Annotated in this window: 11 protein-coding genes and 1 pseudogene; 1 reads left to right on the plus strand and 11 read right to left on the minus strand. The window is 44.9% G+C overall.

The window, feature by feature from the left end; all coding sequences use genetic code 11:
• Positions 1 to 6: 6 nt before the first annotated feature.
• Complete coding sequence (locus PCH02S_RS16505) at positions 7 to 612, minus strand: pentapeptide repeat-containing protein (protein WP_127454891.1); 606 nt, start codon at positions 610 to 612, stop codon at positions 7 to 9.
• A gap of 198 nt (positions 613 to 810) precedes the next feature.
• Between PCH02S_RS16505 and PCH02S_RS36965 the strand changes: the two are divergent.
• Positions 811 to 930 (plus strand): annotated as a pseudogene (locus PCH02S_RS36965) (VOC family protein); the annotation flags it as partial.
• A 78-nt stretch (positions 931 to 1,008) separates the two neighbouring features.
• Here PCH02S_RS36965 and PCH02S_RS16515 read toward each other — a convergent pair.
• The 10 genes from PCH02S_RS16515 to PCH02S_RS16560 form a co-directional block, all read right to left on the minus strand.
• Positions 1,009 to 1,830, minus strand: a complete 822-nt coding sequence (locus tag PCH02S_RS16515; RefSeq protein WP_127454895.1) for a carbohydrate ABC transporter permease — start codon at positions 1,828 to 1,830, stop codon at positions 1,009 to 1,011.
• Positions 1,830 to 2,696, minus strand: a complete 867-nt coding sequence (locus PCH02S_RS16520; RefSeq protein ID WP_127454897.1) for a carbohydrate ABC transporter permease — start codon at positions 2,694 to 2,696, stop codon at positions 1,830 to 1,832. The genes PCH02S_RS16515 and PCH02S_RS16520 overlap by 1 nt, the downstream gene beginning before the upstream one ends.
• Positions 2,697 to 2,761: 65 nt before the next feature.
• Positions 2,762 to 4,030 (minus strand): ABC transporter substrate-binding protein, encoded by a 1,269-nt coding sequence (locus PCH02S_RS16525; protein ID WP_246069119.1) that lies wholly within the window; start codon positions 4,028 to 4,030, stop codon positions 2,762 to 2,764.
• Positions 4,031 to 4,248: 218 nt separating this feature from the next.
• Positions 4,249 to 5,259 carry a LacI family DNA-binding transcriptional regulator gene (locus PCH02S_RS16530; protein WP_127454900.1) on the minus strand — a complete coding sequence of 337 codons (1,011 nt, stop codon included), beginning with the start codon at positions 5,257 to 5,259 and terminating at the stop codon, positions 4,249 to 4,251.
• A gap of 135 nt (positions 5,260 to 5,394) precedes the next feature.
• Entirely contained in the window at positions 5,395 to 6,381 is a 987-nt protein-coding gene (locus PCH02S_RS16535; protein WP_127454902.1) for a PfkB family carbohydrate kinase, read from the minus strand.
• A 29-nt stretch (positions 6,382 to 6,410) separates the two neighbouring features.
• Positions 6,411 to 8,033: a response regulator gene (locus tag PCH02S_RS16540; protein WP_127454904.1), complete on the minus strand. Its 1,623-nt coding sequence runs from the start codon at positions 8,031 to 8,033 to the stop codon at positions 6,411 to 6,413.
• A gap of 23 nt (positions 8,034 to 8,056) precedes the next feature.
• Positions 8,057 to 9,514 (minus strand): glycoside hydrolase family 32 protein, encoded by a 1,458-nt coding sequence (locus PCH02S_RS16545; protein ID WP_127454906.1) that lies wholly within the window; start codon positions 9,512 to 9,514, stop codon positions 8,057 to 8,059.
• 57 nt (positions 9,515 to 9,571) lie between these two features.
• A complete protein-coding gene (locus PCH02S_RS16550; RefSeq protein ID WP_246069120.1) occupies positions 9,572 to 10,402 on the minus strand; it encodes a carbohydrate ABC transporter permease in 831 nt (276 codons plus the stop codon).
• Between the two features lie 16 nt (positions 10,403 to 10,418).
• A complete protein-coding gene (locus PCH02S_RS16555; RefSeq protein WP_127454908.1) occupies positions 10,419 to 11,354 on the minus strand; it encodes a carbohydrate ABC transporter permease in 936 nt (311 codons plus the stop codon).
• A gap of 114 nt (positions 11,355 to 11,468) precedes the next feature.
• A complete protein-coding gene (locus PCH02S_RS16560; RefSeq protein ID WP_127454910.1) occupies positions 11,469 to 12,773 on the minus strand; it encodes an extracellular solute-binding protein in 1,305 nt (434 codons plus the stop codon).
• Positions 12,774 to 12,827: the final 54 nt, after the last annotated feature.

Consider the following 12,827-nt stretch of genomic DNA (forward strand, 5'->3'; position numbering starts at 1 on the left):
CATTGATCAATTCACTTTGGCCCCATGCGAGATTGCGAACAACACGGCTTGTTCTGTATCCATTCGTAACCCCTTGAGCGTAATGCTTTTGAAATCCACGCCATCCATTTTAGCTCCCCTTACGTCGGCTCCCTGTAATTTCGCTCTAGCTAACAATGTTCTCGTAAGATCGCAATTTCTTAAGTCAGCTTTTTCTAAATTGGCTTCCGTTAAATCTGATTCTAAAAATTTAATCCCACGTAAATCTTGCTTAACCAATCTGGCTCTTCTCAAATTCGTATAAGACCAATCTCCTTGGAAGAAGGTGATTCCATCCAATTGGGCGCTGGAAAAATCTGAACCTGTCATTTTGCATGTTTCAAACTTCGCGACAAATAAATTTGCTTCGGTAAAGTTACAATTCTCGAACGCGGTTTCCTTATGAATGGAGCTATTTAACGAGGCCCCCCGAAAATTACATTCAATAAAACGGCAGTTCCTCGTTGTAATCTCTTCTAACGATCCGTTAGCAAATATGCACCGATGAAAAGTGCAGCTGATTAGCTCCCCATATCTTAAATCTTGATTGCTAAAGTCTATTCCTTCATAACTTTGATTGATATGTTCATACATAGTAATCCTCCTTTAAATCTTTTAACGTATACCTCTCTACCATCTCTTTCAAATAATCTCGAAACTCTTCAACAGAGGCTTTCACTTATCTAGTATACTTCATTTATCACAAGATAGAGGAGTGGTTTTATGGCAGCTATTGCCTATTTAAACTTTGATGGAATCACAGAACAAGCCATTGAATTTTATTCGAAGGCTTTATCAGAAATGCTTTGGTCTTCCTGCTTCGGAATGTTGGTTGATAAGTTTGGAGTTACTTGGAAGTTCAATAGTGACGCAGATAAATTTCTTGATAAAGTTATTTCCAGCAAACGGTAACCCCGTGAAAGAATGTACGCCCATCGAAAAAAAAGACGGTGCCCGAAGTAGGGACACTGCCTTTTTCTATATCTTTTTCTACTTCACAGCGCCTTGCGTAATCCCATTAATAATCCACTTTTGGGCAATGAGATAGACGATGACCATTGGGGCAAGCGCAAGCAGGTACGAGGCAAAAGCCAAGTTGAAATCCGTGCTGAATTGGCCTTGAAACACGTACTGCACAAGAGGAAGCGTGTAAGATTCCGGTTTGCCTAAAATAATAAGCGGCAGCATAAAATCGTTCCACGTCGACAAGCAGCTTAATATGGCGATTGTGGCATTAATCGGTGCAAGAAGAGGGAATATAATGCGCCAGAAGGTACCATACGTGGAAGCACCGTCAACCGTAGCGGCTTCTTCCAATTCAATCGGTATGGTACGGATATACCCGACATACACAAAAATGTTAAAAGCAAGTCCGTACACGATATAGAGAATAATTAATCCAGGCATATTGTTCATATGCAGATTCGTTGTCAGCTTTACGATTGGAAGCATAATAATCTGAAAAGGAATGAACATCGCACTGATGAAATAAAAATATAAGCCTTTAAAAAACTTGTTGTTCATATTTCGCGCAATCGCATAGGAAACGAGTGAATTGGTCAAGAGTATGAAACCAACGGAACATACGGTGATCACAAAGCTGTTCCCAAAAGCCGTGAAAAAGTCGGTTGCTTCAATAGCATTTGCGAAGTTTTCAACATGCAATCCCGTCGGCAGCGAAAAGACCGATATTGCCATTTCCTCCGGATTCTTGAGGGCAATGGCGACCGCCATATATAAAGGGAACAAAATAAGCAAGGATCCCAGTGCGATCAAAGTTGTGACGATCCAGTTCGTGGAGTGTTTGGTCATTATGCTTCCATCTCCCGTTTCTGCAAAAATTTAAGCTGTAGGACAGAGATGACGACAATCACGATAAAGTAGATGACGGCATTCGCGGATTGGTATGCAAATTCTCCGCCTTGGAAGCCGCCTTGATAAATCAAGAAAGCAATGGATTGCGTCGCGCGACCAGGTCCGCCTCCTGTCAATGCAACGATCTGGTCAAAAACCATCAGGGATCCCTTCATGGCAAGTACCATATTGATCGTGAAAAAGGAGGAGATCATGGGAAACGTAATTTTCCAAAACGTCTGCCATTTGCCGGCCCCATCCAAAGAGGAGGCTTCATAGATATCTTGTGGAATCGTTTGAAGTCCAGAAAGATATAGAATCGTATTAAACGCAATGCCTTGCCATACAGCTACAATCACGATCCCGATCCACGCCCATTGTTCATTGCCCAGGATGTTGGTGGAAAGGAACTCGATTCCTAATTTCTCCCCCATGGTAGGAACAACGTTGGAAAATAGGTAGTTGAAGATATAACTGACAATCAGTACGCCAAGCACGTTAGGGAGAAAATAAACCCCCCGGAAGAAATTACGGTATTTAATACGTGAATTAAGACCTAGAGCAATGAGCAAACTTATTACATTAATGAGAATCGTAACGACGATTGCATATTTAAACGTAAACAAATAGGAGTTAATGACATTGACGTCTTGAAAGAGATTGATAAAGTTTTTAAAACCTATAAAATCGTACCCTTCGCTATACCCATCCCAATTCGTGAATGCGTAATAGATGCCTTGTAGAGCAGGAAAGGTATGAAAAGCGAAAAACAGCAGCAACGCTGGTATTGCCATACTGTAATACGCCGCTTTTTTTGAAACCATGATGAACCTCCTTTATAAATAGGGAGAGAGCACCTTGCGGCGCTCTCTTCTATGTGTGTCGGCGCTTACTTGCGGTTAGCAACTTTATCCCACTCGGTATCAAATTGTTTCACATAAGCATTGACATCTTTCTTCTGCAGGTAGCTTTGGATAATCGTATCCGCTTTAACAGCACCAGGAATGTAGTGATCGGAGAAGTCTTCAATAGCGCCGCTCGTGAACGAAGCATTCAGATCCTGTACACTGGCATCGGTTTGATTCACATTTTTTACGGCAGAGAACGCTTTTTGCTCATCAATGTAAGTTTGAACGTTTTCCGTTTTTAGCATGAATGCAATAAATTTCTTGGCCTCTTCAGGGTGCTTGCTGCTTTTGGAAATGGTCAACAGCGTATCCACGCCGGAAATAACTTTATTTTTAGCCGGGTCGTTCGTCGCCGGGAATGGGAATACACCCAAATCTATGCTAGGATTCGCTTTTTTGATTTCTGGAATAGCCCATACACCTTGCAGATACATAGCGGATTCACCTTTAGCGAATGCCGTGTTACCATCGTTGTAGCCCTTGCCCATCATATCCTTTTGGCCAAAATCCAGAAGCTTTAATTGCTTGTCCGCTACTTCACGGAATTCCGGGCTATCAAACTTCACTGAGCCTTTTGATCTTTTGTCATAAAAATCAATACCCAAGATGTTGGTTGACAAGGAGTTAAATGGCACCATTACCGTCCAGGAGTCTTTGATCGTCAAATAGATCGGAGTTTTACCGGCATCTTTCACTTTTTGCGCAGTAGCCAAGAATTCATCCCAGGTTTTCGGAACGCTTAGACCCAGCTCTTTAAACATCGTTTTATTGTAAATCACACCACTTGCATTCGCTGTAAAAGGAATCGCGCTGAGCTGCTCGCTGCCTGTCAGTTTCTTCAACATGTTTATGTAGGAAGGCTGGATATTGGCTGTCAGAGCATCGTTCGAAAAATCTGCAAACAATCCGCTCTTGGATAGCTGAGCGAACGTATCCGTTGCTCCGAGACCAATAATATCTGGCACATCTTTTTTGGCAACGCGCGTTTTCAGAACCGTTTCCGCATCCGGCGGGTTGACTTGCGTCACGACGATGTTCGGATTCGCATCGTTAAACTTTTTCACCAGCTCATCGAAGGAGGCTTTCGCTTCCGCTTTATTCTGGAAGAACTCGAGTTTCACTTTCTCTCCGGATGCAGCTGAAGTTGCCGGATTGGCAGCAGATTCACTGTTCGTTTTCCCTCCACCACAGCCTGCAAGGACGGAAAGAGCAAGGACGCTTGTACAAATCGTTGTAACTGTTTTTTTCATCGAAGAAACCTCCATTTTATAAAAGAATAAATATGAGTAAGACTAAGCTTTAATAAGAGTAAACGTTTACTTAAGGGAGAAAAAAAAAGAACGAACCAACTTGCTTCACATCACCACCCATAAGAAATGAGTCTTGTTCAATTTCATGGCTCTAAAACCTTCATAAAGCAGTCATTTAGGTTAAACGTTTACTTAAAATTCTGAAAAAGAAGCCCTTTTCAAGGCTTGGATCGCACGGTTTGTCTCTCCACCAATTGATGGCTTACGATGCTGCTTGACACTTGCATTTCACTTTGTTCAATCAAAGAAATCAGCTTTTCTGAGGCCAAACGCCCCATCATTGTCAGCGGTTGATGGATGGTCGTCAGCGGCGGGTAGACCATTCTCGCAAATTTTAAATCATCATACCCTATGATCGAAAGATCATCCGGAATCTTGATCCCTTGTTCAAAGGCATAATTCATGGCGCCGATGGCCATTTCATCGCTTGCCGCGAACACAGCTGTAAATGGAGGCGCTTCAGTCAGCAGCTTCTTCATAGCATCCCTGCTGCGCTCCAATTGAAAACCGCCAATGGCTACTCGCGATTCGAGGTATTCAATGCCATTGTCAGCCAAAGCCTGACGGTATCCCTCCAAGCGAGGATAACCCGCTATCTGATCCTTAAGCGAACCGCTGATCATGGCGATCTCCCGGTGTCCCTTCTGAATAAGATAGTTGGTCGCATGGTAAGCCGCTTGTCGATCATCGACTTTGACATACGGGATCATATGTTTTTGAGACATTGTATTTACAAGTATAACGGGAACTCGCATTTCCTTGATTGCTTGATAGTATTCATCCTTAAGCACTTCGCTTGTGAAAACAATGCCATCTACCTGCTTCTCCCTTAGAACTTGCAGATACTTCAAGGTCCGCTTGCCTTCTTCAGCCGTGTTGCACACAATGACACTGAACCCTTTTTCTTGAGCAGTCTCCTCAATCCCATGAAGAATATCGGATGAGAAGCTGCTGGACACATGCGGAAACAAGACGCCAATGGTCTGAGTCCTCTTATTAACGAGACCTCTTGCAATTGCGTTAGGTTGATAACCCAGTTCTTCCACCGCTTGCATAACCTTCTGTCTGGTTCTGTCCGAATAGCCAGCGAGGTTATGAAGCACCCGGGAAACCGTAGCGACAGAAACATTCGCTGCCTTGGCCACATCTTTAATTGTCGGAGGATTCATACGGTAAATTCCCTACTTTGCATAACATCTAATGGATTACGTAAACGTTTAAGTAGTTTTAGAATAGTCGCCTGTGCAGGATTTGTCAAACAATTTTTAAATCGCTTACAAAAACTGCCTGCACAAGCCTTTGAACTATTCATCAGTTCCAAAGGGGGCTTGCTCCATAAAATGAGCCACTTCGTCATTAGTGGGTAGCGCCGGTATTGCGCCATTACGTGTCGTTGTCAAAGCCGCCGCTGCATTCGCAAACACAAGTATTTCATGCATTCGTTTTTTAGTTATCCGTACGGGGTCATTTAATTCTCGACTTAACTGAAATAACAGCGCTCCGATGAAAGAATCCCCAGCCCCCGTTGTATCGATTGCTTTAATCCGATGTCCAGGCACGGACACACTGCTTGAGCCGCCCTTCGTGAACCAAGTGGCGCCTCGTGAACCACGCGTCAACAGCACGTTCCCAACATCACCGACAAACAAGGAAGCGATCGCTTCTGCCTCTTCACGAATACCGGTGATAAAGGTCAACTCTTCGTCGCTAATTTTAATCAAATGGCTGTATGGGATAAAGGCCAGAATCGTTTGCCTGCACAGTTCTGCGCTTTCCCATAGCGGGAGCCTCACGTTCGGATCGAAGCTGATGAAGCCACCTGCACGCTTGACGGATTCTATAGCGCGAATGTGTGCGTACTTTACCGGTGCCTCGATCAAGTCAACGGAACCATAGTGCAGCAAACTCCCATGCTCAAACCTGCAAGCTTCAATATCCGCTTCATTCAACAACATATCTGCACTTGGCTTACGATAAAACGCAAAATCACGGCTGCCATCGTTTTGCAGACTAACAAACGCTAGTGCCGTATTCGCCTCCGATGTGCGGGAAACACACCGGGTATCCACACCTGTCTGCCTCATCGTTTCTACCAAAAAGTCGCCGAATGCATCCTCTCCCAGCTTGCCAATAAAGGAGCTTCTCCCTCCAAGCTTCGCAACGGTACAAGCGGCATTGGCCGGGGCACCGCCCGCTGCCTTGCTGAAAGAGTTGACCGCATGCAGCGGAACGCCCGTTTCCGCAGGGATAAAGTCGATTAATGCTTCCCCGATTGTGTATACCGTTCTCATGTTTATCCCCCTATGCCCTTATGAAAATGTCAATCCTTTGTCAGATGAATCAAATGTTGATGCCTCCGGTACTCGTCGGGTGTCATCCCGAATCTGCTTTTAAATACGCGGTAAAAGTACTTGTCATCTTTGAAGCCAACATTTGAAGCAATTTCGTATACTTTCATATCACTGTTTTCCAGCAGTTCAATTCCTTTCTTAATCCGAACATCCGATAAATATTTGCTGAATGTTACGCCTAAATGATTTTTCAACATCATGCTGACATAATTCGGGCTGAAAAATAAGTGCGCAGCCACTGCATCAAGCGATAAGTCTTCCATATAATGCGTGTCGATATATTTCATACAAGTATCCACGACAGACTCATGTTTTCTGGATCGGCTCATCTTCAGCAGTTCCGACCATTGCAGCAGAACTTTCCCGAACCGGCTCCTGCAAATGTGAAAATTCGGACTTGAAGAGAGCTCCTCTTCGGTATCCGACAACACTTGCTTGTAGTCGAGGTCCGTGACAAAATCTTTGATAACCACCGCTATGGCCGAAACCATCCGAAGCACCGTTTGCTGCCATTGATCCGGATGAGGAAATCCTCCAGTTACGACCAAATCGAACCAATCGTCGGCTAGCCTCAAGATGTCCTCGCTTCTGTTTTTACGAATCGCCTCTTTGAACAACTCTTCCTCTCTTGCATAATCATAATGCATAGGCCGGACAAGCGCCCGGACTTCGGAGTATGGAATAACATAGCGTTCAGGCAGAAAATATCGAAATGGCACCGCTGTTAGTGCCTCTTTAAAGGAATGTTTTGCTTCATGCATCATTTCTTCGCGGCACTCTCCAATGCCAATCGTCAGCTCGACGTCATACTGCTGAGACACGTTTAGGGCAAGTTCTTCCATCTCTTGGGCAATACGTTGATAATCACTATCATGCATGCTTGACGATGTCATGACGATAATCAGCAACTCCTTATCCTTTCTTGAGAAGAAGGAGATCGATGATCCGAATAACGCTGCTTTCGCCTCCAAACTGCTGAGCAAAGCGCATTTTGTGCGGTTCTCGATATCCAGTAACTCCAGCAGAGAACTGTTCTGTCGGACTCTGGCAACAGCAATAATCCCTATGTCCGCCAAGTCGAACTGCTCTCGCAGCTCCTTACATTGAGAGGCAGAGACACCTCCATACACCCAATCGGTAAGCAAATTCTCATAATATGCGGTTAATGTCCGATCCAGCTGCTTTTTAATCTGCTCATTGGCCAGCACATGCATAGTTTCTTGCTGAATGCTTTGATCAACCTTATCCAGAACCGCACTTATGCTCTCTTCTTTAAGCGGCTTGACCAAATAATCGAATGCACCTAATTGAATGGCCTTTTGAGCATATTCAAAATACCGATAGCCGCTAAGAATAATCACTCTAATCTTATGTGGCAAGTCGTTCATTTTCTCAATGAAAGTCAATCCGTCTAGAACGGGCATCTTAATATCGGTAAAAACAATGTCAATGTTGCTAGTATGGATGACATCCAGAGCTTCTTGGCCATTCTTGGCTTCCAAGACGCTGCACTCGGGTCTTGCATTCCTGATCATTTTGGCGAGTACTCTTCGTTGTATGACTTCATCATCCACGACCAGAATGTTATGCATGTAAACCTCCTACCTAAATACGCCTATACGAATAATGAGGAAATGCTCAGCGACGCTAGCCTAACGTTACCATGCTTTGCATAAACCGCCAAGCCGGATTGCTCTTCTATCGGGAATAGCAAATCTGTAATCACCGCTTCTCCCTCTCCAGCGAATACTTCAACAGAGCAGCGGTCCACCCAAACCCGAAGCACAAGTCGACCGTCAACCGCTTCCGCTTTGGCAGCATGCCTCCCGGGAAAATCTGCATGGAAGTCTGTTTTTCCAGATCGTGTTCGATCGACGAAGAGCTCCTGCGCTTCTACCGAATAAGCTACCACAGTTTCATATTCATTTGATGTCCGCACTTTAAAACCGAATTCCGTTGCCGTCTGCAACTCAAACTCTGCTTCCAACATAAAGCTGGTTAGGGCAAGCCCAGACAACGGATTGTATCCCGGTTCGATGAGAAGATCATTCCACTGCATCGTGTCTGTCTTCCACTGATCCAGTTCCTGAATAGGCCGTTGAACCAGCAGGATGCTATTCTCCCGACTCCGTAGGCCCAACGTTCTGGGAAGCGTCATGGCACTGCGCCATCCTTCTGTCGGCGTTACCTGTGCGTATTTCCAATTGCTGAGCCACCCGATATAGATGCGGCGCCCATCTTCGGCCGGCAGGTCCGACCAGCTGACCCCGGCGTAATTATCTCTCCCGCCATCAAGCCACCTAACCGACTCGGGAGTGTCAGCATTCTTAAACTCGGTGCCGTTAAACTGCCCGATAAAATACTGCGTTCTGGAACCTTCCGAGTATTCCGGCGAATTTCCGATACTAACCAACATCACCCATTTGGTATGGGAAGGATCGCCGTCAACCGGAAGCTGGAATAAATCCGGGCATTCCCAAACGCCAATGTGCGAGCCCTCCCCTTCTCCAAACTGACTCGCGAAAGTCCAATCCTTCAAGTTTGGAGAGTGATAGATGCTTACGGTTTGCCCTGATGCCAAAATCATGATCCATCGCTTGGATTCAGTATGCCAGAAAACTTTGGGATCCCGGAAATCCGGAAACCGCGCATCTGCTAACACCGGGTTTCCGCTGTATTTGGTCCAGGTTCTTCCCGCATCAGAGCTGTAAGCCAAGCTTTGGCTCTCCCTGACGGATCCGTTCTCTCCCTCATTGTCATGATGCGTAAAAATCGCGACCAAACCGGCTCCGCCACCAAAGAACCCGGATGTATCCTCCCAATCAACGACGGCGCTCCCGGAGAAAATATAACCGTGCTCGTCAGGCTCCAGTGCGACCGGCATATGTTCCCAAGAAACTAGATCCTTGGAGATCGCATGCCCCCAGTGCATAGGTCCCCATGTTGTCCCATCCGGGTGATACTGGTAGAACAGATGATACTCGCCTTGGAAATACACGAGACCGTTCGGATCATTCATCCACATCTGCTGCGGCGTAAAATGAAAATTAGGTCTATAACAATCTTTTAACATTAGATTCCCTCGCTTTATTCACATTTATTTTCTTCCTTTGACTTTTACACGAACCGGTTAACCTTTAATCCCCGTGCTCGTAATGCCCTGTACATAGTACTTCTGAAGAAGCAGAAAAATGAGTACGATGGGCAGGGTAGTGAACGTGAGCGTCGCCATAATCTGTCCATAGAAAATAGGCGGCAAGGTAAAAAAGGTTTGAATCCCCAGTTGGATGTTCCGCAGCGATTCGCCTGTAGTAACCAGGATAGGCCACATGAAATCGCCCCAGTGAGAAATGAAATCCAGAATAAATACCGTTGTAAATACTGGCCCGGACAAGGGCACGACGATTTTGAAAAAAGTTTTGATCGGTGATGAACCATCCATCGCTGCGGACTCCAGAAGTTCATTTGGAATATCCATGAAAAATTGACGGAACATGAAGATGCTGAAGCAGTTTGCAATGAAAGGAACGATCAAGGCATACCATGTGTTCACCCAACTTAAGCTGTTGACGACAAAATAAAGCGGCATCACAATGCTTTCAAAAGGAACGATCATCAATGCGATAATGGCGGTTAGAATGATACTTTTTCCTTTAAATTGAAGCTTTGCCAAGGCGTAACCGCATATTGAATTGACTCCTAGACCGCTTATTCCAATAATCGAGACGTAAAATAAGCTATTAAACAAGTATTTCATCATCGGAATTCGATCAAATGCACGTATATAATTATCAAACGTAATATGCGTAGGAAGTAAAGATTTGAGTGAGCCTAAATCCGCAAAAATCTGATTCTCCGGTTTAAGGGATGAGACTACCATCCACAAAAGCGGAATAATGAAGAGCAACGTCATGACAAGATTGGATGCATAGATGAATACTTTTAACTTACGATCAGTCACGTGTCTCTCCTCTTTCCTATCCTCTGTCTTTAAAAAACTTTCTCATAGAAAATGAAATGGCAATGACAATCAGGAAAAAAATAACGGATACGGCTGAAGCATATCCGGCATTTCTGAATTGAAATCCTTGCTGGTAAATCAAAAGCGCAAGCGTTCGTGTTGAATTCTCAGGTCCGCCGTTCGTCATAACATAAGGTTGTGTAAACAGTTTTACGGCTTGAATCGTCGTAATGGTTAATACGAACACAATTACATTGTATAAGCTTGGAATGGTTATAAAACGCAGCTGCTGTACCCTATTCGCCCCGTCCATCGCAGACGCTTCATATAGATCCTTAGGAATGCTCTGCAATCCTGCCAGAAAAATCATCATTTGATAACCGGCTGCTTGCCAAACGGACATGAAGATAATGGCGTTCATGGCTTGATCCGCACTGCGCAGGAAAGGCTGCTTCGGGATGCCGAAAAACTGTAAGGCGGAGTTAATTAAGCCTTCATTTGGGTTATACAGTGAGATCCAGAGGATGGCGATCACCGTCATGGAAGTAATCACCGGACTGAAGTAAGCAATCCGAAACACATTTCTAAGCTTCAATTGATTATTGACTAGCAAAGCGAGCATAAGCGCTACTGCGGATTGAACAGGAACAACAATAATGGTGAAATAAAGTGTATTGTACAGCGATTTATAGAAAAGCTTATCTTTGAACAACATGAGGTAATTGTCCAAGCCGATAAATTTAATTTGATCCGGTCTCAGCAAGTTAAACTTCGTAAAACCGAATACAACAGCCAGCATGAAAGGCAATAGTAAAAACAGGATGAGCAGGATAACAGCTGGTAGAATGAAGGAATAACCCGTTAACGCTTCTCTCCGCTTCTGATGCCCGATGGACGAAAGCCTGGACTTCTTGCTGCTCTGAATTTGAATTTGTGAACTGGCACTTTGCATGGGCTCACCCTCACTCCTCTCCAATTAAGATTTGCTTTATATATTGCAAGCGTCATGCGGCACCTTTTCCTAAGTTCGGATATCCAAGTGCCGCAAGAGCCTCCTTCTTAAAAGTTACTTAAAATTACGCTTGTACTCCGCATCATAAGAGGATGCCACCTGATCGAGCGATTTCTTCACATCTGCTCCCATCATGATGTCCGTCAAGGCTTCCGCAAATTTCTGAGTTAATACCGGATAAGCAGGTGTCACGGGTCTGGCATGAGAAACGGTTGTTACTTGTTCTTTAATCACTCTCATCGGCAGATCATTGTATTCCGGCAAGCTGTCGTATGCTGATTTTCGGCTAGCGGGCATACTGGTCGCTTTGGCAAGCTGCGAGGAGCTATCCTTGTTCGTCATCCATTTCACAACTTCAGCCGCCTCCTTCGGATGCTTGCTATCCGTTGTTACGCCAATCGCCCAGCTGCCTGATGGCGAGCTTAAGCTGCCGCCGTCCTTCTTGGGAAAGTACGTAATCCCCCATTCCAAATCCGGATAATTTTTGAACCCTGGAATATTCCATGGACCTCCAAGTTTCGTTGCCGCTTTGCCCTCTTCAAATTCCGTCGGTTTCGGGTCGATATTGAACAGCTTCTCGTTCGCCAATTTCTGTAGAAATTTCGCTGCATCCACCCCCTTATCGCTGTTTACCCAGCCTTGCGAGGTTGTGCCTTCCTTATTGACAATATCGGTACCTGCAGAGATCCACAGCTGTTCGAATGCGTACGTCATCCACTCACCTTTGTCGTTAATCATATTGGTGCCGAACATCTCTTTGGAAGCCGTCTTTTTCATCACATCGTACAACTGGTCCCAGGTCCAGGCATTTTCAATTTTCGTCGGGGGTTCGATGCCGAACTGTTTCATGATTTTCTTGTTGTAGAATAGCACCACGGAGGATTCGGACAGACCTGCTGCATAAAACTTCTCTTTATAAGTGCCCTGCTGGATAATGGATGGCACGAAATCGTTCAAGTCTTCTTTGGTAAAATACTCATCAAGTGGAATGATGATATTGGATGCGGCATAGTTGGCAACGTTCGGACCATCCATGGATACGACGTCCGGCAGCGTGTGGGAAGCTACGGCAGCGTTGATTTTATCCTCGTAAGCAAAGGAGTTTCCTCGGGTAATCGGCTCCATCTTCAACTTAATCTTGCCTTGATTGGCCTTATTAAACTCTTCAACTCTTCTTACGTAAAATTCGTCTTCCGGCCCGCTGGCTTGTGGTCTCCAGTAGGAAATTTCAATTTCCTTCTGTCCAGTCTGGGAACTGTCTCCCGTTGATCCTGCACTTCCAGCTGATCCGCCTGTTGAGCATCCAGCAAGAAATGAGATGGCTAGTATACCGGATATCGTTTTTATGTTTCTATTCATGCTTACCCCTCCTGAAGCGTTTTCTTGTTTACGCTTTCATCATATCGTGACCAA

It is taken from the genome of Paenibacillus chondroitinus NBRC 15376 (assembly GCF_004000765.1).
Classification (GTDB): Bacteria; Bacillota; Bacilli; order Paenibacillales; family NBRC-103111; genus Paenibacillus_E; species Paenibacillus_E chondroitinus.

Coding starts and splice junctions, on each gene's coding strand:
- PCH02S_RS16525 (WP_246069119.1), bottom strand. CDS start 4,030: ATGAAAAAAACAGTTACAACGATTTGTACAAGCGTCCTTGCTCTTTCC.
- PCH02S_RS16535 (WP_127454902.1), bottom strand. CDS start 6,381: ATGAGAACGGTATACACAATCGGGGAAGCATTAATCGACTTTATCCCT.
- PCH02S_RS16515 (WP_127454895.1), bottom strand. CDS start 1,830: ATGACCAAACACTCCACGAACTGGATCGTCACAACTTTGATCGCACTG.
- PCH02S_RS16505 (WP_127454891.1), bottom strand. CDS start 612: ATGTATGAACATATCAATCAAAGTTATGAAGGAATAGACTTTAGCAAT.
- PCH02S_RS16555 (WP_127454908.1), bottom strand. CDS start 11,354: ATGCAAAGTGCCAGTTCACAAATTCAAATTCAGAGCAGCAAGAAGTCC.
- PCH02S_RS16520 (WP_127454897.1), bottom strand. CDS start 2,696: ATGGTTTCAAAAAAAGCGGCGTATTACAGTATGGCAATACCAGCGTTG.
- PCH02S_RS16560 (WP_127454910.1), bottom strand. CDS start 12,773: ATGAATAGAAACATAAAAACGATATCCGGTATACTAGCCATCTCATTT.
- PCH02S_RS16540 (WP_127454904.1), bottom strand. CDS start 8,033: ATGCATAACATTCTGGTCGTGGATGATGAAGTCATACAACGAAGAGTA.
- PCH02S_RS16545 (WP_127454906.1), bottom strand. CDS start 9,514: ATGTTAAAAGATTGTTATAGACCTAATTTTCATTTTACGCCGCAGCAG.
- PCH02S_RS16530 (WP_127454900.1), bottom strand. CDS start 5,259: ATGAATCCTCCGACAATTAAAGATGTGGCCAAGGCAGCGAATGTTTCT.